Source organism: Exiguobacterium sp. SH1S21 (assembly GCF_004337175.1).
GTDB classification, from domain to species: domain Bacteria; phylum Bacillota; class Bacilli; order Exiguobacteriales; family Exiguobacteriaceae; genus Exiguobacterium; species Exiguobacterium aurantiacum_A.
Window position 1 is genome coordinate 147744 of sequence record NZ_SJUY01000008.1, and the last position, 20152, is coordinate 167895.

Below are 20152 nucleotides of genomic sequence, written 5' to 3' on the forward strand. Positions count from 1 at the left end.
GTTAGGTCCCACCTTTCGTTAAACAGATGTTACGACGAACACGATTCGCATTCATCGACTTCGACGGTCGTTGAACGCGTGTAATAGATCGATTTCATACCAAGCGACCATGCCTCGAGGTGCATCCCCAGCATTTCAGTCGCCTTCACGTCGTTCTTGACGTATAAGTTGAAACTGATCGCTTGGTCGATGTGGCGTTGGCGGGCCGCGTTTTGACGGATGCTCCAAAGTTGGTCGACTTCAAACGCTGATTTATAGAACCAGTTCGTCTCCGAGTTGAGGTCAGGGACGGTCACTGGGATCTTATAATTTTTCTTCTCTTCCGAATAGACTTTCTTGTAGATTGGGTCGATCGAAGCGGTGCTGCCAGCGATGATCGCTGTCGACGAGTTCGGGGCGACGGCCATCATATAGGCGTTGCGGACACCGTTTTGGTGAACCTCGGCCGCGAGGCCGTCCCAGTCGAGCTCGTCGTGCGACCGGTAGTTGCGGCGACTGAAGTATTCGCCCGTGTGCCATTCCGAACCTTCAAACACGCCGAACGCGCCTTTTTCTTTTGCGAGTTCCATCGACGCGTGAATCGTGAGATAGGCGATTTTTTCGTAAAGTTTTTCAGCATAATGGACGGCGTCGACCGATTCCCAGCGTATGCCTTCGAGGGCGAGCAAATGGTGCCACCCGAACGTGCCGAGACCGACAGAACGATATTTTTGGTTCGTGATCATCGCTTGCGGCACTTCGATCGTGTTGAGGTCGATGACGTTATCGAGCATTCGCATTTGAATCGGGATGAGGCGCTCGAGCACGTCGGATTTGACGGCACGTGCGAGTGCGATCGAGCTCAAGTTACAGACGACAAAGTCGCCCGGCGTCTTCGTGATAACGATTTTCCCGTCTGCTGTGTACTCTTCATCGATTGTCGTCGCCGACATGTTCTGAGCGATTTCTGAACAGAGGTTCGAGCTGTAAATCATACCTGCATGTTTGTTCGGGTTGGCGCGGTTGACCGCATCCCGGAAGAACATGTACGGCGTGCCCGTTTCGAGCTGTGAGCGCATGTAGCGTTTGACGAGGTCGATGGCCGGCACCGTTACACGTGTGAGCTCTGGATTGTTGACACAAGCCATATATTTCTCGGTGAACGAACCGCCGTTATCCGTCTCGTCGTAGAAGTCTTCAAGACTGAAGCCCATGACTGTGCGGATCTCATGCGGGTCGAACAAATGCCAATCGCCCCGCGCTTCGACAGTACGCATGAACAAGTCCGGTAAACAGACGCCGGTGAACAAGTCATGAGTGCGGAGGCGCTCATCGCCGTTGTTCAACTTGGCATCGAGGAATTCAAAGATATCCTTGTGCCAGATGTCCAAGTAGACGGCGATCGAGCCTTGACGCATGCCGAGTTGATCGACCGAGACGGCCGTGTTGTTCAACTGCTTCATCCAAGGCAACGCGCCGCTCGAGACACCCTTGAATCCTTTAATGTCACTTCCGCGTGAACGAATTTTGCCGAGGTAGACCCCGATGCCGCCGCCGCCTTTTGAAAGTGTGGCCACGTCCGTGTTCGAGTCGTAAATACCGCGGAGTGAATCATCGACCGTATCGATGAAGCAAGAGCTAAGCTGCCCGTACGATTTACCGGCGTTCGAGAGCGTCGGTGTGGCGACGGTCATATACAGGTTCGAGAGCGCCCAGTAAGCTTCTTCGACAAGTTGGACCCGTTTAGACGCGGCCTCGTTTTGCATGAGCGTCATGGCGATGACCATGAACCGTTCTTGCGGGAGCTCGTACAAGTTTTTGACGTGGTCACGTCCGAGGTAACGGTCCGATAACGTCCGTAGGCCGATGTAAGTGAAGAGGCGATCGCGTGACGGGTCGATCAACGTCTCTAAATAAGTGATATCTTCTTTAGAGTATGTGTCAATTAACGCCGACGTGAAGATGCCTTTGTTCGTCAGCGTCTCGATCATCGAATAGAGTGAGCCGTAACGCATCGAAGCGTCATACCCGCGGTTGCGTGCTGCTTCAAGGTAGAGACGGTTTAAGTACATCTCGGTCGCGACGAATGTCCAGTCTGGCTCTTCAGCCTTCAACATATCGAGGGCGTGCATCGTCATCAAGTCATATACTACATCTTGTGTCAGTGATTTTGAATCGAGTGCTCGAATCAAACGTTCCTCGTAGCGTGCGACGCTGAGCTGCGGGTAGCGTTGTGTTAAGGATTGGATCAATGTTGCTACGTCGGCAAGGGTTGGTGTTGCCGGCAACATCGTCTCGTGGTGGATAGGGGATGTCAAAACGATCACTCCTTCTTCAGGTGTAGAAATTATAAAGGTATAGCGGAACTAGTCCGATACAACGTCATTGGGTAGAGAACGTGATAAATATCCGTTAACTATATATTGACGTTTTATTCTCTTTTTAATCATAAATCACCCATATTTAGTTTTGCAATCTTTGAAATTCATAAAACTGTGACGCTATGAATTACTTTTACTCTAAAACGGCGCTCTCAACCGTTTTGAGACGTGATATGAGACGAAAAAAAAGATTTACTGACTCCCGAGGTCAAAGCTGTCCGCTTTTTTCGTAAGCGTTCAATCCGATTTGTCAATACGGAAATCAAGAAGAATGTCACTGATTTCATAAATTATTAAAAAGGTTATGACCAGGAACCAATACTAGATATAGTGTTGGCTCGATTTGAAAAAGCGGGAAATCCGAGGTAAGGCTAGCGCCATCGTCAAAAGTGCGGTAGATTGAGGAAGTACGATATAATATCAAGGCTAAAAAGAAGGGTTTTAAAAATGCGTTCAGAAGATTTATTATTAGCATGGGACCCGCTCGGTTACGGGCTTGGGTCTTACGGGCCAGAGTTCGATGACATCACAGTGGCGCTCGTGCAGATCGACTCGGAATCGGAGTTGAATGAGACGATCCGTCGCATTTTAACGGATTCGTTTGGCGAGTGTCCAACTGAGGAAGATACACGCGCCATGGCCAAACAGTTACTTACATCTTCAGAAGCTTGTCAATTATAAGGGGGAACCACTATGTTACGAATCGATCCAACACCTAATCCAAATGCAATGAAAATTACACTTCCTGAAAACGTCTTTGGGGCTAAGAGCCAAAGTGTGAAAGCCGGCGAAACGACAGATCAGCCGCTTCTCGCGAAACTCGTCACGATCGAAGGTGTCGAGAGCGTATTCGCTTACGGCGATTTTGTCACAGTATCAAAAGAGAACGGCGTCAGCTGGGAAGCCATCTTACCGCACGTCGAAACTGCTTACCGCGGATGAGGCCGCTCGTTTCGATCGTCATTCCGGCCTACGCGCGTGAGGCGGAACTGACGGAACTGCTCGAAAGTTTGACGGTACAGACGTTTCAACAGTTCGAAGTGCTTGTAGTAAATAATGATGGGCCGCCAAAACAACATCTTTTGGCGCCTTTTTTGAATCGATTGTCGGTTCGGTTGATCGAGCTTGAAGAAAATCATCACGTCAAAGCGCGAAACCGAGGTGTGATGGAGGCAAGAGGCGAGTATATTCTCTTATTAGATGACGATGATTTACTCATGCCGACCCATATCGAACGAGCGCTCGATGATTTGACGACGGCAGACCTCGTCTTCACCGATGCGGAACTGTTTCGGTTCACATGGCAAGACGGACGGCGGGTCGTCACGGAGTGGGAGGCGTTCGCCTACGAACTCGACTTGGACCGGATTCGGCAAGACTCGACGTTCATCCCGTCCGGCACGCTTTACCGCAAGCGGCTTCATGACGTCATTGGCATGTTCGATGAGACGGTTTATAACTATTGGGACTGGGACTTTATCTTACGTGTGATTGAGCACGGGACGGTCGTTCATCCAGCCCGGGCAACGGTGCTCTACGCTTTTAACGGAACCGACAACTTATCGGCGAAACAAGATGAGGCGCGTCGACGCTACTTTGAGCGGTTTTGTCAAAAACACGATTTGGTGAATATGGAGATGAAAAATTTTCATATCGTCCAGTCCGAACGGCGGGAGTACGTGAGACAGACAGAAAGGTCGTTCGCAGGGACGTTTCCCGGTAGAACGGAAGGAGACAACTAATATGTACACAACAAAAGAGTTAGAACTTTTGGAATTGCTTGAAGAAAAAGGATACCTCGAGACGAAGTTGCTCGCGGACTTGCTCGCGACCGATGAGGCGACCGTCGAAACGATGCTCGAGAAGTTCAAAGCAGACGGCATCTTGCTCGGTTTCCGGGCGATGATCAACTGGCAGAAGATTAACCGTCACGATGTCACGGCGTTCATCGACGTCAAAGTCACACCGAAGCGAGGTCGCGGGTTTGACGAGGTCGCGGAACGGATTTACCGCTTCCCGGAAGTGACGGCTCTCTATTTGATGTCGGGCGCGTACGACCTGCAAGTCGTCATCCGGGCGAATTCGCTCCAAGACGTGGCGTCGTTCGTCTCGGACAAACTGTCACCGCTTGACTCGGTCGTGTCGACGACGACCCACTTCAAGTTGAAGACGTACAAGCATGACGGTATTTTGTTCACCCCACAAGTCGAAGACAAACGGTTGAACATCACGCCATGAAGTCGCTATCGAATCAAGTCGTCTCGATGAAGCCGTCTGGCATTCGCCGTTTCTTCGATTTGGCACAGACGATGGAAAATGTCGTCTCTCTTGGGGTGGGAGAGCCGGACTTCATCACGCCATGGAACGTCCGCGAAGCGAGCTACGCGGCACTCGAGCAAGGCTATACGGCTTATAGTGCCAACGCGGGTCTGCTCGAGCTGCGTGAAGCGATTGCTCGTTACATGACCGACCGTTTTGACGTCACGTATGACCCGGCGACCGAACTGATCGTCACGACAGGGGCGTCTCAGGCGCTCGATATCGCCTTCCGTGCTTTATTGAACCCAGGTGACGAGGTTCTCGTCGTCGAGCCAGCTTTCGTCTCCTACGGGCCGCTCATTGAATTAGCCGGTGGAACCGTCGTCCCGGTCGCTTGTCGTCCGGAATCCGGGTTCCGCTTGAATCGGGAAGACGTCGCAGCAGCGATCACGGAACGGACGAAAGCGATTTTGCTCTGCTTCCCGTCGAACCCGACCGGTGCGACGATGACAGGCGAAGAACTCGCCGAAATCGCGGAACTCGCTACGAAACATGATTTGTGGGTTGTGAGCGATGAGATCTACGCGGAGCTGTCTTACGATGCCCCGTTCACGAGCTTCGCGACGCTCCACGACATGCGCGAGCGGACGATCGTCGTCAACGGTTTCTCAAAAGCGTTTGCGATGACCGGATGGCGGCTCGGGTTCACATGCGCGCCGGAAGTCGTGACGCGTGAGATGCTTAAAGTGCATCAGTACGGCATGATGTGTGCGCCGACGCTCGTCCAATTCGGAGGGCTCGAGGCGCTGCGTAGCCGTGACCAACACGTCCCGAAGATGGTGAAGAGTTATCGCCAGCGTCGTAACTATTTTATCCAGGCGTTAAATGACGCAGGTCTCCCGACCCACGTCCCGGGTGGTGCGTTCTATGCATTCCCGTCCATCCGTCATACCGGGCTTTCGAGCGAGGAGTTCGCCGAACGGTTGCTGCTTGAAGAGCGAGTGGCGGTCGTTCCGGGCAATGCGTTCGGAGCGAGCGGGGAAGGCTTTGTCCGTGCGAGTTATGCGACGTCGATCGAGCAGCTTCAAGAAGCGATCCGCCGTATCGATCGGTTCATGAAACAGTTTGAATTGGCAACGTCAACGACAGACTCTCAGCGATGAGGGTCTGTTGACGTTTTAGCGACAAGATGAATGGTGATCGCGCCTCGGCCACGACCGAATATCGACCGATTATTCTAAAATGGGTTGAACGATGTAACATAAAATGGGAAGATATACGAAAGTGGCGTGTGAATATAGATTATGGGGTCGAGATTGAGGGCGGATTAGAAGGTAAATGAGTAAGGCACCCGAACCTTGAACATTCGTACGAACCGACCGCGATGGACTTGGGGATATCGGTCGGTCGATTCGCGATGAGTTTGGACGAGATGGCTAGTGGGGATGTCTATGAAATCGGCTAGCAGCGGACGTTTGCGACATCTTAAAACAAAAAAAGGGCTAGGCGTTAGCCTAGCGGAATCAGGGGGGAATACTTGAAGTCTTGCTTGATTTGTATTTACCCTGAGGTGCGACTTTGAAACGTCAAAATAATCCTAAATAATCTTTTTTACTATTTTCTACACTTTATCGAAAAAAGTATGTTATAGTAAGTTGATGAATTTAGCATAGGAGTGTTTGTAATGGCAAAATACGAAAAAGATCAAGTTTTAAAAGGTAAAGTAACAGGAATTCAACCTTTCGGTGCGTTCGTCGCACTCGACGACGAGACACAAGGTCTTGTCCACATCTCTGAAATCTCACACGACTACGTGAAAGACGTGAACGAGTACGTTCAAGTCGGCCAAGAAGTTGAAGTGAAAATTCTTGATGTTGATGAAGCATCTAAGAAAATCAAGCTTTCAATGAAAGCGACACAAGAAGCACCAAAACGCGAGAAGTCGGCTAAGCCAGCTCGTCGTGGCGCACCACGCCGCAACGAAGCTTCAAACTTCAAGCAAGAAGAAGCGCCAGGCTTCACAGTCCTCAAGGACAAGCTCGAAGACTGGATCAAAAACACGAATTTCAAAAAGTAAGTGATGAAAGGCGGCCTATTCCAAATAGGTCGCCTTTTTTTGTACAGGAAATTGAAGAGACGTTCCCGAAAGAGATAGAGAAAGGAGTAGATTTACATGAAAATTGGAATCATCGGGACGGGTGGTATCGCCACAAACGCACACATCCCGCATTACATCGCGGCCGGGGCGGACGTCGTCGCGGTCATGAACCGGACACGGGAGCGCGGGGAGGTGGTTGCTCGTCAGTTCGGGATCGAACGGGTTTATGACACGGTAGCGGACATGCTCGCAAACGAGCAGCTTGATGCGGTCAGCGTCTGCACACCGAACGCCCTGTATAAAGACCATGTCATCCAGGCGCTCGATGCTGGTTGTCACGTCCTTTGCGAGAAACCGCCGGCCATCTCGGAGCGTGAGGCGGACGAGATGCTACAAGCGGCCAAGCGGGCCAACCGGACGCTCCACTACGGCTTCCATTTCCGGCATCGGACGGACACGCAACTGCTGAAACGTTTGATTGACTCAAATGAACTCGGTCACATCTATGCGGCGACCGCGCTCGCCCTAAGGCGCCGTGGCATCCCGGGTTGGGGCGTGTTCACGGACAAAGAACTTCAAGGAGGCGGGGCGCTACTTGATATCGGCGTACATATGCTCGACCTCGCTCTCTATTTGATGGATTATCCGAAACCGGTCGACGTGGTCGGTCACGTCGGACAGTATCTTGGGACGCGTCCTGGTGTCGGTCTGATGGGGGATTGGGACGCCGACAACTTCTCGGTTGAAGACACGGCCCGGGCGATGGTCACGTTCGAGAACGGGGCCTCACTCTTTTTAGATGCGAGCTTCATGGCGAACATCGGGCCGAAGGATACGATGAACGTCGAATTGCGCGGGACAGCCGGCGGTGCGTCGTTGTTCCCGCTCACGATCCATACAGAAGAACATGGCGCTCTGTTTGACAAGACGCCGGCTCATTTGACGTTAGACGATCCGTACGCGACACAGATTCGCTCCTTCCTTGAAGCGTGTCGGCATGAGCCGTCATACGAGCAGGCCGAACAGGCGGTCCTGCTTCATCAAATCATCGACCGCATATACAGTCAGGGCTAATCACTTTTCAATACAGAAAAACAGGGTATATAGTGTAGGTGTTACATATTTTTGAAGGAGGATGACTTATGCACAACTTTGAATACAAAAACCCAACGAAATTGATCTTCGGGACGCATCAGATCGAGAAGCTCACAGGGGAGCTCAAAGCGCTTGACGCGAAGAAAGTGATGCTCGTCTATGGAGGCGGGAGCATCAAGAAGAACGGGACGTATGAGGAAGTCGTTGCTGAATTAAATAAAGCGGACATCGAGTTCGTCGACTTCTCAGGTGTCGAACCGAACCCGCGGATTGAAACGGTGAGACGTGCGGTCACGAAAGCACGCGAAGAAGGCATCGACGCCTTGCTCGCGGTCGGCGGCGGTTCAGTCATCGATTGCACGAAATTGATCTCGGCAGCGATCCCGTATGACGGCGACGCATGGGACATCGTCCTCCGTGACCATATCCCGACTGAAGCGGTACCGTTCGGGACGGTGCTCACGCTCGCGGCGACAGGTTCTGAGATGAACTCCGGTTCGGTCATCACGAACTGGGAGACGCAAGAGAAATATGGTTGGGGCCACCCGCTCGTCTATCCGACGTTCTCGATCCTCGACCCGCGCTATACTGTGTCGGTGCCGAAAGACCAAACGATCTATGGCATCGTCGACATGATGAGCCATTGTTTCGAGCAGTACTTCCACCCGAACCACGCTCCGGTTCAAGAGCGGATGACTGAAGGCGTCTTGAAAGCGGTCGTCGAGTCGGCACCGAAGCTCGTCGACGACTTAGAGAACGTCGACTTGCGTGCCATCATCTTGTTCGCAGGCACGATCGCCTTGAACGGGGTCTTGCAGATGGGCGCTTCTGGCGACTGGGCGTCGCACAACATCGAGCACGCCGTTTCGGCTGTCCATGACATCCCGCACGCAGGCGGCCTCGCCATCCTCTTCCCACGCTGGATGGAGCACGTCCTTGAAGAAGACAACGCGGCACGGTTCGCACGACTCGGGACAGAAGTGTTCGACGTCGAACCGGGTGCGACAGACCTCGAGACGGCAAAACGTACGATCACAGCGGTTCGTGCTTTCTTTGACCAACTTGGTGCGCCAAGTTCACTCCGCGACTATGAGATCGACGAATCGACGTTCGAGGCGATCCTTGATTCAGCGATGAAGCGTGGAGCGTTCGGACGTTTCCGTACACTCGAACGCGAAGACGTGGCTGCGATTCTTGAATTGAGCAAATAAGGCGATTTGATGCCTATTTTGCAATAATGATTGAACGAATCCGTCGTTTCCGTTTATGATGGGTCATGTATGGCTCTTAGATGAGCGATTTAAAGGAGGAAATGCCATGTCAACAGTACGTTTCGATTATTCTAACGCCCTGTCTTTCGTCGGGGAACACGAAGTCGATCAAATGCAAGAAACGGTGAAAGCACTCCATTCGGTCATCCACGACCGGAGCGGTGCCGGCAGCGATTTTCTAGGCTGGGTCGACCTTCCAACGAATTTTGATACGGATGAGTTCGCACGCATCAAAGCGGCCGCTGAACGAATCCGCGACAACTCGGACGTCCTCGTCGTCGTCGGAATCGGTGGGTCGTATCTCGGCGCTCGTGCAGCCATCGAGATGCTGCAACATTCATTCTTCAACGTGTTGTCAAAAGAGGAGCGTAACGCCCCGCAAGTCTTCTTCGCGGGCCACAACATCTCGTCAACGTACATGACGGAGTTGCTTCAAGTACTTGAAGGCAAAGAAGTCTCGGTCAACGTCATCTCAAAATCGGGAACGACGACAGAGCCGGCAATTGCTTTCCGTGTCCTCAAGCAGTTCATGGAAGAGAAGTACGGCCAAGACGGCGCACGTGAGCGCATTTATGCGACGACAGACCGTGCCCGTGGCGCTTTGAAGACGCTCGCTGATGCAGAGGGTTACGAGACGTTCGTCATTCCGGACGATGTCGGTGGACGGTTCTCTGTCCTCACACCAGTCGGTTTGCTTCCAATCGCTGCGGCAGGCATCGATATCGATGCCCTCATGGAAGGTGCGCGTGACGCGGAAAATGCCTACAGTTCACCTGAACTTTCAGAGAACGAGGCGTATCAGTACGCGGTCGTCCGTAACGCCATGTATGCGAAAGGTAAATCAATCGAACTTCTCGTCAACTACGAGCCGGCACTCCACTATGTATCAGAGTGGTGGAAACAGCTTTATGGCGAGTCAGAAGGCAAAGACAACAAAGGGATCTTCCCGGCGGCTGTTGACTTCTCGACTGACCTCCACTCGATGGGACAATACATCCAAGAAGGTCGCCGCGACTTGTTCGAGACGGTCATCCGTGTCACGAACGTCCGTCACGCATTGAACGTCCCGGAAGACGCACAAGACCTCGACGGCTTGAACTTCCTTGCCGGTGAGACGATCCAATTCGTCAACGACAAGGCGGCGGAAGGAACGCTTCTCGCCCACACGGACGGAAACGTGCCGAACCTCGTCGTCGAATTGCCAGAGATGACGCCATATCATCTCGGATACTTGTTCTACTTCTTCGAGAAGGCGTGCGCGATGAGCGGCTACATTCTCGGAGTCAACCCGTTCAACCAACCAGGTGTTGAAGCATATAAAGCGAACATGTTCGCGTTGCTTGGAAAACCAGGTTACGAAGAACAAAAAGCTGAGCTTGAAAAGCGCTTAAACCAATGATTTGTTGTAGGTCCGCCTCGGCGGGCCTATTTTTTTGTTTGAAACTAGGGTGAGACAAGGTAAAGTGAGAGTAGACACGGGAAAGAAAGGGATGGACTATGTTGACATTCACGGACTACTATCACAATAAAGTCGAGTTGAGCTTCGAGCACTATCCATTTTCGGATACGCCGCTTCACGTCTGGGTCGTCGCCCGCTATGCGGACAAATGGGTGCTCACGAAGCACAAGCAGCGCGGACTCGAATTTCCGGGAGGGAAAGTCGAACCCGGAGAACACGAGGACGACGCGGCGATTCGGGAAGTGTACGAGGAGACGGGAGGCGTCGTCAAGACGCTCCATTATTTAGGGCAGTACCGGGTGCTCGGGCGTGGAGACACCGTCATCAAAAATATTTATTTTGCGGAGATCGAGCGGTTCGAGGATCATCCGGCCGTCGATGAGACCGATGGGGCCGTCTTGTTGGACACGTTACCGACGAACCTGCTCCGTAACGGCCGCTACAGTTTCATGATGAAAGATAAAGTGTTGCCCGAGACGATGAAAGTACTCCATGACAAAAAGTTGGTTTAATCGAGTCGACGTCCTGCCTCCTTATGCGGGATACCCCGTTCATCGAGGTTGGTACGAGACGAGTGACGGGGAAGAAGTCGTCGCCTACACGATCACGCCCAAACGCCCAAACGGCCAGGTGCTGTTTTATTTACGAGGCGGCACCGGAAGGATCGGTGACGTGCGGTTGCCTCGGCTGATGCAATTCGCGGCGAAAGGGTTCCATGTCGTGGCGCCGGTTTATCGCGGGAACCACGGGGGGACCGGGAAAGAGGATTTCGGAGGCGCCGACTTAGAGGACGTCGTGTCTCTGTATGACCGCATTAGCCGGACGCACCAGACGATTCACGCCCTCGGCTTTTCCCGTGGCGGCATGATGGCGTTGTCGCTCGCATCAAAACGTCCCGTCACGTCGGTCACGTCGTGGGCGGGTGTGACGAATTTGGAGTGGACGTATGAAGAACAGCGTTCGATGCGGAAAATGTTGCGCCGGATGACCGGGGGAGACCCGGAGGCGGTCCATGAGGCGTATGTCGAACGGTCTCCGCTCTTCAAAGACTGGCAGGCGCCGACGCTACTCATTCATGGGACGGACGACGAGCAAGTCCGGCTTCGTCATGCGACCGCCCTCGCCGACAAGATCGGTTCGCAAGCAGAGCTTTGGATCTTGCCGTTCGCCCATCAGCTCCCGTTCTGGGAAAAATGGAAGACGACGGACCGAGCGATGGATTGGATGTTGGCGATTGCAAGAAAAAATGACTAGTGCCCGAGCGGGGTACTAGTCATTTTGAGTTAAAAGACGATTGGGCCGGCAGCGATGACTTTCTCACTCGCTTTCGTGAATCGTTTAAAGTTTTGTTGGAACTTCAAGGCGAGCGCTCGTGCTTCGACATCGTAATGAGCTGTATCTTTCCAAGTGTCACGTGGGTTGAGCACGTCTTGTGGGACGCCATCGATATGGACCGGGATGTCGACGTTGAAGATGTCATGCTTCACAGTGTCGACGTCACGCAATTGACCGTTGATCGCGGCGTTCACCATGGCCCGTGTGTAGCTGAGCTTCATACGTGACCCTTCACCGTAAGCCCCGCCGGTCCAACCCGTGTTGACGAGGTAGACGTCGACGTTATGCTGCTCGATCAACTTACCGAGCATGTCGGCGTACCGTTCCGGGGCGAGCGGCAAGAACGGTGAGCCGAAGCAAGTCGAGAACGTTGCTTGTGGCTCGGTCACGCCGCGCTCCGTCCCGGCTAGTTTTGACGTGTAGCCGGATAGGAAGTGATACATCGCTTGCTCTTTCGTCAACTTGCTGATCGGCGGGAGCACCCCGTAAGCATCGGCCGTCAAGAAGACGATCGTGTTCGGGTGGCCGGCCCGTGAAGGGAGCATCGCGTTATCGATAAATTGAATCGGGTAAGCTGCTCGCGTGTTCTCGGTGAGCGAGATGTTTTTGTAGTCGGCTGAGCGGTCTTCGTTCAAGACGACGTTTTCAATCAACGAGCCGAAACGGATGGCGTCATAAATTTGCGGCTCGTTCTCACGCGACAAGTTGATCGTCTTGGCGTAGCAACCTCCTTCGATGTTGAAGATGCCGTCTGGTGACCAACCGTGCTCATCGTCACCGATGAGATGACGTTCCGTATCGGCCGAGAGCGTTGTCTTGCCCGTGCCCGATAGTCCGAAAAAGAGCGCCGTCTCCCCGGCGTCCGAGACGTTGGCCGAGCAATGCATCGACAAGACGTGCTGTTCAGGTAATAGGAAGTTCATGACCGAGAAGATTGATTTTTTGATTTCGCCGCCGTATTCTGTTCCCCCGATCAGAATGGTACGCTTGGCGAAAGAAACGAGGATAAACGTTTCTGAGTTTGTCCCGTCAACTGTTGGGTCGGCCTTGTAGCTCGGCGCATAAATGACCGTGAATGGGTCAAACGCACCGGCTGTCGGCCACTCCCGCAAGAACAACTGCTTCGCGAACAAGCTGTGCCACGCGTACTCGGTGATGGCGCGTACCGGTAGCGTGTAGTGCTCATCTGCTCCAGCCGAAGCTTCGAGATAATACAGCTTCTGTTTCGTCTCGAGATGGGTGAGGACTTTGTCGAGAAGAGCGGTAAATTTTTCTTCTGCGATCGGCTGATTGACCGGCCCCCAATCCACTAACGAGTTGCTGACTTCATCTTGGACGACGAATTTGTCTTTCGGTGACCGCCCTGTGAATTTCCCTGTACTGACCGATAAAGCCCCGTCTTTCGTCAGTACGCCTTCACCGTTACGAATGGCTTCTTCCACCAATTCTGGAACCGTTAAGTTCCGTAATACATCGGCACCTTTAATTAATTCTTCGATTTTCAGGAGCGTAGTCGCCATCCTGAATCCCACCTTTCCCCTAAATAGATGTGGATGAAATCCGCATACTTCCGCGTTTGATTAGTATGACATTTTTATTATATGTGACACACTAATCAAAAACAAGCATTTCTTTACCCTTTAAAGTAAGCGCTTTCTTACAAGGACATTCTAACATATTCTGTATAAGCGGGGAGTGAAAAAACGGAAACCGTCAAAAAAATGTTTGATATTTCACAAACATAAATGATTTCCGTGATTACGAAGAAATTTACAAATTAAGCAGATACGCTTGACAGAACGGTATGGCATTTATATGATGGTGTTCGTAACGGATACTCTTATTCTGAGCGGTGGAGGGAACAAGGCCCTACGAAGCCCAGCAACCGTCCGATCCTGTAGTTTTTTTCGGAAAAGGTGCTATCCTGAAGCGAAGCGACAGCTTCGAACGATAAGAGGGTAAGGAAGAACGATTCAACCTTTCCCATTGAACGTGGCGAAAGGTTTTTTTCATTACCGTCCCAAAGCAACGCGTAAGGGGAACGAGTACCGTCCACACATCACCCTTATTAATAGGAGGTTTTTCGAAATGTCAAACTTGAACCGTCGACTTTTCACTTCGGAGTCCGTCACTGAAGGACATCCGGATAAAATTTGTGACCAAATCTCAGATGCGATTTTGGATGCCATTTTGGCTGAAGATCCAAACGCCCGCGTTGCGGCTGAGACGTCTGTCACGACAGGTCTCGTGCTCGTAGCTGGTGAAATCACGACATCGACTTACGTGGATATCCCGAAAGTTGTACGTGAAACTGTTCGTGAAATCGGCTACACGCGTGCCAAATATGGTTTTGACGCTGAGACTTGTGCTGTACTCACAGCAATCGACGAGCAGTCGGCAGACATCGCCCTCGGTGTCGACCAAGCGCTCGAAGCTCGTGAAGGTCAAATGACTGACGAAGAGATCGATGCGATCGGTGCCGGTGACCAAGGCCTCATGTTCGGTTATGCAACGAACGAGACACCTGAACTCATGCCGCTCCCGATCTCACTCGCTCACAAATTGTCACGTCGCTTGGCAGAAGTTCGCAAAAACGGAACGCTTGCTTACCTTCGTCCAGACGGTAAGACACAAGTAACTGTCGAATACGACCAAGACAACAACCCGGTCCGTATCGATACGATCGTCATCTCGACACAACATGCAGAAGACATCACGCTCGAGCAGATCCAAGCGGACCTTAAAGAACACGTGATCGAAGCAGTCATCCCGGCTGAACTCATCGACGCCGAGACAAAATACTTCATCAACCCGACTGGCCGTTTCGTCATCGGTGGACCACAAGGTGATGCAGGTCTTACAGGACGTAAAATCATCGTCGACACATACGGTGGATACGCTCGCCACGGCGGTGGTGCGTTCTCAGGTAAAGATCCTACCAAAGTTGACCGTTCGGCAGCATATGCGGCCCGCTACGTGGCGAAAAACCTCGTGGCAGCTGGACTTGCTGACAAAGCGGAAGTTCAACTTGCATACGCGATCGGTGTCGCACACCCGGTTTCAATCGCGGTGGACACGTTCGGCACTGGTAAATTGAGCGAGACTGAACTCGTTGAACTCATTCGTGAGAACTTCGACCTTCGTCCGGCCGGCATCATCAAGATGCTCGACCTTCGTCGCCCGATCTACAGACAGACAGCAGCTTACGGACACTTTGGTCGCACAGACGTTGAACTCCCATGGGAGCAAACGGACAAAGCGGCAGTGCTTGAAGAAGGCGCAAAACGTTTCGCATAAGCACAAAAAGACGACCTTTCGTGAGAAAGGTCGTTTTTTATTATGCTTGTGGTTTATTTTCGTTTGTTGCGTTCTCGTTGCCAAGTGCCGTATCTTTCGCCTCGACGACTTTCTCGCCAATATCTTGCAAATCTGATTTTGCTTCCTGGGCTGTCTCGACGACTTTGTTCACGTCTTGTTTGACCGTGTCGACTTCACCGACAACTTTTTCATAGACGTTTTGCACATCGGTCGATACTTCTTGAATCATACCTGAAGCCGATTTCACTTGCTCGATGACTTGAGACGCTTTACCGGCCGGATCTTCTTTGATCGTGTCGACGAGACCGCCGACAGACGACTTCGCATTCGTGAGTGACTGTTTCGTCGTCTCACGGTTCGACGAGCTAAGTAGGGCGATCAGACCGCCGACGAGCGCACCGAGAAGCATCCCGGTCACGACGTTGATTCTAGGACCACCCGAGTTGGTTTGGTCGAATTGGCGATTCGGGTTGTTAGCGTTAGCTGCGTGCGGATCGTTTTGTAATGTTGGTTCCATGTCTAAACACTCCTTTGTAAGTTGGCATTGGTACTCATATACCCTAGTTAAAATAGAAAATAACGTTCTGCTTTATTTCGACACGAAAAAGTAATAGAAGGGCAGGATATTTTTTACGTGATGGGGAATGATAGTACTAGATTGGCCAAAAGGGGGAAGCTGTTATGAAGATGCGGGAAGCCGTACCAGAAGATGCCGCCACGATTCGAGATATCGCACTTGCGACCATCAGTGTGACAGATGACGTTCGGTCTAAGGTGATGGAGCGCGCCTATCAACAAGAAGAGATCGTCCGGGCCATTGGTTCGAGTGAAGAAGCGAAAGAACAGTTGTTCATCGTCGGTGAGTCCGAAGGAGACGTCATCGGGTTTTACCATGCGATCGACCGCGGTGATACGTGGGAAGTGCTTCGTCTTTATCTTCATCCGGCTCACCATCGCCAAGGACTTGGGGCGGAACTGCTGACGCATCTCCAAGAGCGGAAAGCGCAGCCGATCGAGCTGTACGTCGAGAGTTCGAACGAGCAAGCGATCGCCTTCTTAAGCCATCAAGCGTTCACCGAACTGAACCGAATTCAAGAAGAAGTGTACGATCAACCGATGGAGCTCATCCATTTGCGTTACGACCCACGCTAAGACTCCAGACGGATTTTCTTTCAAACATCAGTCAGCGGCTGATGTTTTTTGTTAGAATTGATGAGACATACTAATAATGAGGTGACAGCATGACATATGAAGAAGAATCACGAAAAGGGGTCATCGTGATCGTTTACCCGTTACAGTTCACGTCCCGGCTCAGTGAAGCATTTTTGCAGCGACTCAGTGTCGACTATGAGGTGCTCGTCGTGACCGGACAGACGGTCGGACTAACGGCAGAAGACCATAAACAGCTGATCAAGAACACGCTACGGGAAGCGAGTCAGTCCAAACTACCGATTCACGTCATCGCCTTCAGTCTCGGGGCGCTCTTGACGAACCGCCTCCTGCAAGAGTACGACGTGCCGCTCGGGAGTTTGACATACATCTCCCCGCTCTTTGATTGGCATTCGTCCCGCCAAATCGGCGGGCTCAAACAAGTCGTCGCCAGTGCGGTCGACCGGTTCCGCCCCGATTTGCCGCTCAGTATGATGACGTTCACCGGCGGCGGGGAAGAGTCATCTCGTTTCGGCGAGATCACATACGCGCAGTACCGCGAAATCGAAGAAGAGATCGTCGAGCATCAAGAGGAGAAGAAACATTTACCTCGCTTACCGCTCGCTTGCTTCTACGCGCCGGACGATCGTTTCGCCGACGTGAAGCTGACGTTGAACGTCTGCCGCAAAATCGGCGGCGACCAAGTCTACATCCGTCGACTCGAAGGGTTCCCGCACTTTGGCTATGAACGGTTGAACACGAAGTTCGCGGAGACGCTGTTAACGTTTTATGAATTGATTCGGGAATAAATAACAGGCGACTCGCGTGAGTCGCCTGTTTTCATGCCCGTTTTTCGATCGCCACGATGAATGGCGGATGATTGATTTGGTTGACGAAACCGTAACGGAGAACGCCGGCTCGTTTTTGGTCGAGTGACTCGACGTACGTGAGCACCTCGTCCCGCTCGACTTTCCCGCTCTCATGGCCGTGGTAGATGACGACGACGACGACACCGCCGACGGCCATCACGTCGAGCAATTGCTCGAGGGCGTCGATCGTCGTGTTGCCGGTCGTTGTGATCGACTTGTCGCTCCCAGGCAAGTAGCCGAGATTGAAGACGGCCGCCGTGATCGGACGGGTTTCATCCGCGACGACCGCCTTGACCGTGTCGTGGCTGTCGTGGACGACCGAGACACGATCAAGCAGATTGGCGGCGGTGATGCGGTCTGTCGTCGCCTTGACTGCCGCCTCTTGGACGTCAAACGCGTAGACGTGGCCGCTGCCGACTCGTTCTGCTAGAAACAATGTATCGTGTCCGTTGCCGGCCGTCATATCGATGGCGACGGAACCGTCTGTAACGTGTTCACTTAACAGATGCTTCGCGAACGGTAAAACTCTCATTAATCCCATAGATCTCATCCTTCTTTTTTCCTTGGAAGGAATCACGACGTTCCAACTCGGCGTTGATGGCGTTCAAGACGGCCATTTTGTGCCGGCTCCACGTCGGTCCGATCAATAAGTCGGGTGGACCGTCGCCCGTCAATCGGTGAATCACGATTTCAGGCGGTAAGTACTCGAGCTGATCGCAGACGAGCGAGACGTATGTCGTCTCGTCCATGAGTTCGAGCAGCCCCAACTCGTATTGTCTGGCGAGCGGCGTCTGTTTTAAGACGTGGAGCAAATGGATCTTGATTCCTTGTATATCCATTTTAGCAACTTCTCGGGCCGTGTCGAGCATCATGTCTGGCGTTTCACCGGGAAGCCCGTTGATGATATGGACACAGACGGAAATGTTCCGGCTCCGCAGTTTCGCGAGACCATCTAGGAACGTCTTATAGTCGTGACCCCGGTTGATCTTTTTCGCGGTTGAATCATGGATCGTCTGCAGGCCGAGTTCGACCGTGAGTGACGTCCGCTCGTTCAACTCAGCGAGATAGTCGACGACGTCGTCTGGCAGACAGTCGGGACGTGTCGCGATCGACAGGCCGACGACGCCTTCTTCTGCGAGTGCCGGTTCGAACAGCTCGCGCAAGCGCTCTACGGGTGCGTACGTGTTGCTGAACGCTTGGAAGTAGGCGATATACAACGCCTGCTTCCATTTCCGATGCAGACGGGCCGTGCCCTCGGCGAACTGGACCGGGATCGGATCACAGGCGTTGCCGGCAAAATCGCCGCTGCCGTCATCCGAACAGAACGTGCAGCCGCCTTTTGAGACGAGACCGTCGCGGTTCGGACAAGTGAAGCCGCCATCGAGTGGGACTTTGAACACTTTCTCTCCGAATTCGCGACGATACGCTTCATTTAATTTATGAAATCTAGCTTGGCCAAACGGGTTATTCAATGCTATCCTCTCCTTCCTTGCTCATGCTATCACAAGGTGGGACTTGCTTTACTTCATAATAAGTAATTTTTCTTGACAGTTATGTAGCGTTCCGTTAGCTTGGAGAAGGACTCATCACAGATTCGGCCGTCGTGCCGGATTTTTTATCGTTTAAAGGAATGAAAGGAGTAACGGGTATGAACAATAAAATGCCGATTTCGGTATGGATTCTAGTCATTGCGATGGCGCTCAACACAACGGCGGCGTCTTTTTTATGGCCATTTAACACACTCTATATTAATGGATATTTAGGCGAGTCGATGACGCTCGCAGGTATTGCGCTGCTCGTCAACTCAGCGCTCGCGATCGCTGGTAACTATATCGGCGGGACGTTGTTCGACCGCATCGGCGGGAAGCGGACGCTCGTCATCTCGGTCGGGCTGTTGCTCGCGAGCTCGCTCGGATTCTTATTGTTTCATGCTACGTTCTTCGGGTATTTGGCATGGCTCGGTTTGATCGGGTTCTCGGGTGGGCTCGTCTTTCCGACCGTGTACGCGTTTGCTGGTTTGATTTGGCCTGAAGGCGGCCGGCGCTCGTTCAACGCGATTTACGTCGCCCAAAACGTCGGTGTTGCCCTCGGGACGGCGATGAGCGGTCAGATCGCGCGTATCAACATCGAGTGGATCTTCTATGCGAACTTCTTCTTGTCGGTCCTTTTCGTCGTTGTGCTGTTGTTCGGCCTGCGTTACTTGAAAAACCCGGGTCGCCCAATCGTCCAATCTCAGCTCGAGGCCGCGGCGACGACGCTCTCTGGCGCGACGATGAAATCGCTGTGGTTTGTCGCCATCGGTTATGCCGCACTCTGGTTCGTCTACGTCCAGTGGCAAGGAACGATCGCCGTCCATTCGAAAGACCTCGGTGTGACGATCAGCCAATATTCACTGCTGTGGACGGTCAACGGAGCGTTGATCGTGTTCGCCCAACCGCTCCTTAACCGGGCGCTGCGCTACTTTGAAGACGATTTGAAGCGCCAACTCGTCGTCGGTGCCGTCATCTTCCTCGCTGCTTTCATCATCGTGCCGTTCGCGGGAGGGTTCACGATGTTCATGGTCGCGATGATCGTCATGACGATCGGTGAGATGTTCATCTGGCCGGCCGTCCCGACGATCGCCGCAAAACTTGCACCTCCGGGTAAAGCCGGACAGTTCCAAGGACTCGTCAACATCGCCGCGTCGGTCGGACGGATGATTGGACCGACACTCTCAGGACTCACGTTCGATTTACTCGGTATGAACGCTGTGTTTGGATTGTTGCTTCTACTCATTGTCACAGCGCTTTTCTTCTTTATGAAAATCAGTTCGTTGAATCGTCAAACTTGATTCGAATTGCACATCGACCGCGTATTCAATTTGCATGCGATGTTGCAATCTCATTTAAAATCTAGGTAAAGGATCCTTTCACATAATCGTTCCGTCGTTTCCTGTTTCT

20 protein-coding genes and 1 riboswitch are annotated in these 20152 nt (G+C 52.4%); of the genes, 15 read left to right on the forward strand and 5 right to left on the reverse strand.

Features of this window, described 5'->3' with window-relative positions:
* Nucleotides 1-29: 29 nt before the first annotated feature.
* Nucleotides 30-2297, reverse strand: a complete 2268-nt coding sequence (locus EVJ24_RS11880) for a ribonucleoside-diphosphate reductase subunit alpha (RefSeq protein ID WP_269089714.1) — start codon at nt 2295-2297, stop codon at nt 30-32.
* 510 nt (nt 2298-2807) lie between these two features.
* Here EVJ24_RS11880 and EVJ24_RS11885 point away from each other — a divergent pair.
* The 11 genes from EVJ24_RS11885 to EVJ24_RS11935 all read left to right on the forward strand — a co-directional run bounded on the left by EVJ24_RS11885 (nt 2808) and on the right by EVJ24_RS11935 (nt 11796).
* A complete protein-coding gene (locus EVJ24_RS11885; protein ID WP_131441452.1) occupies nt 2808-3041 on the forward strand; it encodes a DUF1871 family protein in 234 nt (77 codons plus the stop codon).
* Nucleotides 3042-3053: 12 nt separating this feature from the next.
* A complete protein-coding gene (locus EVJ24_RS11890; protein WP_131441453.1) occupies nt 3054-3302 on the forward strand; it encodes a NifU N-terminal domain-containing protein in 249 nt (82 codons plus the stop codon).
* A complete protein-coding gene (locus EVJ24_RS11895; protein ID WP_131441454.1) occupies nt 3299-4102 on the forward strand; it encodes a glycosyltransferase family 2 protein in 804 nt (267 codons plus the stop codon). Before EVJ24_RS11890 ends, EVJ24_RS11895 begins: the two co-directional genes overlap by 4 nt.
* 1 nt (nt 4103) lies before the next feature.
* Nucleotides 4104-4598, forward strand: a complete 495-nt coding sequence (locus EVJ24_RS11900; RefSeq protein ID WP_131441455.1) for an Lrp/AsnC family transcriptional regulator — start codon at nt 4104-4106, stop codon at nt 4596-4598.
* Nucleotides 4595-5782 carry an aminotransferase gene (locus EVJ24_RS11905; RefSeq protein ID WP_131441456.1) on the forward strand — a complete coding sequence of 396 codons (1188 nt, stop codon included), beginning with the start codon at nt 4595-4597 and terminating at the stop codon, nt 5780-5782. Before EVJ24_RS11900 ends, EVJ24_RS11905 begins: the two co-directional genes overlap by 4 nt.
* Before the next feature lie 521 nt (nt 5783-6303).
* On the forward strand, nt 6304-6696 hold the full coding sequence (yugI, locus tag EVJ24_RS11910; RefSeq protein ID WP_016509788.1) for a S1 domain-containing post-transcriptional regulator GSP13: 393 nt from the start codon (nt 6304-6306) through the stop codon (nt 6694-6696).
* A gap of 96 nt (nt 6697-6792) precedes the next feature.
* Nucleotides 6793-7791, forward strand: a complete 999-nt coding sequence (locus EVJ24_RS11915; protein ID WP_131441457.1) for a Gfo/Idh/MocA family protein — start codon at nt 6793-6795, stop codon at nt 7789-7791.
* Nucleotides 7792-7859: 68 nt separating this feature from the next.
* Nucleotides 7860-9023 (forward strand): iron-containing alcohol dehydrogenase, encoded by a 1164-nt coding sequence (locus EVJ24_RS11920; RefSeq protein WP_071397876.1) that lies wholly within the window; start codon nt 7860-7862, stop codon nt 9021-9023.
* Nucleotides 9024-9129: 106 nt separating this feature from the next.
* Entirely contained in the window at nt 9130-10482 is a 1353-nt protein-coding gene (locus EVJ24_RS11925) for a glucose-6-phosphate isomerase (RefSeq protein WP_071397875.1), read from the forward strand.
* Between the two features lie 98 nt (nt 10483-10580).
* Nucleotides 10581-11054: an RNA deprotection pyrophosphohydrolase gene (gene ytkD / locus EVJ24_RS11930; protein ID WP_070328784.1), complete on the forward strand. Its 474-nt coding sequence runs from the start codon at nt 10581-10583 to the stop codon at nt 11052-11054.
* Nucleotides 11035-11796 carry an alpha/beta hydrolase family protein gene (locus EVJ24_RS11935; protein WP_131441458.1) on the forward strand — a complete coding sequence of 254 codons (762 nt, stop codon included), beginning with the start codon at nt 11035-11037 and terminating at the stop codon, nt 11794-11796. Before ytkD ends, EVJ24_RS11935 begins: the two co-directional genes overlap by 20 nt.
* 29 nt (nt 11797-11825) lie before the next feature.
* Here EVJ24_RS11935 and pckA read toward each other — a convergent pair whose 3' ends face one another.
* Complete coding sequence (gene pckA / locus EVJ24_RS11940) at nt 11826-13397, reverse strand: phosphoenolpyruvate carboxykinase (ATP) (protein WP_131441459.1); 1572 nt, start codon at nt 13395-13397, stop codon at nt 11826-11828.
* Nucleotides 13398-13714: 317 nt separating this feature from the next.
* A riboswitch (SAM riboswitch) is annotated at nt 13715-13834 on the forward strand.
* Nucleotides 13835-13965: 131 nt separating this feature from the next.
* On the opposite strand from pckA, the gene metK reads away from it, so the two are divergent.
* Entirely contained in the window at nt 13966-15174 is a 1209-nt protein-coding gene (gene metK / locus EVJ24_RS11945) for a methionine adenosyltransferase (protein WP_071397872.1), read from the forward strand.
* 40 nt (nt 15175-15214) lie between these two features.
* Here the strand turns inward: metK and EVJ24_RS11950 are convergent, their stop codons facing one another.
* Complete coding sequence (locus tag EVJ24_RS11950) at nt 15215-15712, reverse strand: YtxH domain-containing protein (RefSeq protein ID WP_131441460.1); 498 nt, start codon at nt 15710-15712, stop codon at nt 15215-15217.
* Nucleotides 15713-15876: 164 nt separating this feature from the next.
* Between EVJ24_RS11950 and EVJ24_RS11955 the strand changes: the two genes are divergently transcribed.
* Together EVJ24_RS11955 and EVJ24_RS11960 are read left to right on the forward strand one after the other, a co-directional pair.
* The gene (locus tag EVJ24_RS11955; RefSeq protein WP_131441461.1) at nt 15877-16347 is read left to right on the forward strand and encodes a GNAT family N-acetyltransferase; all 471 of its coding nucleotides are present in this window, start codon (nt 15877-15879) and stop codon (nt 16345-16347) included.
* Nucleotides 16348-16436: 89 nt separating this feature from the next.
* Nucleotides 16437-17153 (forward strand): alpha/beta hydrolase, encoded by a 717-nt coding sequence (locus tag EVJ24_RS11960; RefSeq protein ID WP_070329405.1) that lies wholly within the window; start codon nt 16437-16439, stop codon nt 17151-17153.
* Nucleotides 17154-17184: 31 nt separating this feature from the next.
* Here EVJ24_RS11960 and EVJ24_RS11965 read toward each other — a convergent pair whose 3' ends face one another.
* Together EVJ24_RS11965 and EVJ24_RS11970 are read right to left on the reverse strand one after the other, a co-directional pair.
* Entirely contained in the window at nt 17185-17754 is a 570-nt protein-coding gene (locus EVJ24_RS11965) for a tRNA (mnm(5)s(2)U34)-methyltransferase (protein WP_131441462.1), read from the reverse strand.
* The gene (locus tag EVJ24_RS11970; protein WP_131441463.1) at nt 17708-18685 is read right to left on the reverse strand and encodes a TIGR01212 family radical SAM protein; all 978 of its coding nucleotides are present in this window, start codon (nt 18683-18685) and stop codon (nt 17708-17710) included. Before EVJ24_RS11970 ends, EVJ24_RS11965 begins: the two co-directional genes overlap by 47 nt.
* A 176-nt stretch (nt 18686-18861) precedes the next feature.
* On the opposite strand from EVJ24_RS11970, the gene EVJ24_RS11975 reads away from it, so the two are divergent.
* Nucleotides 18862-20043, forward strand: coding sequence for an MDR family MFS transporter (locus tag EVJ24_RS11975; RefSeq protein WP_131441464.1), 1182 nt, complete (start codon nt 18862-18864; stop codon nt 20041-20043).
* Nucleotides 20044-20152 lie beyond the last annotated feature (109 nt).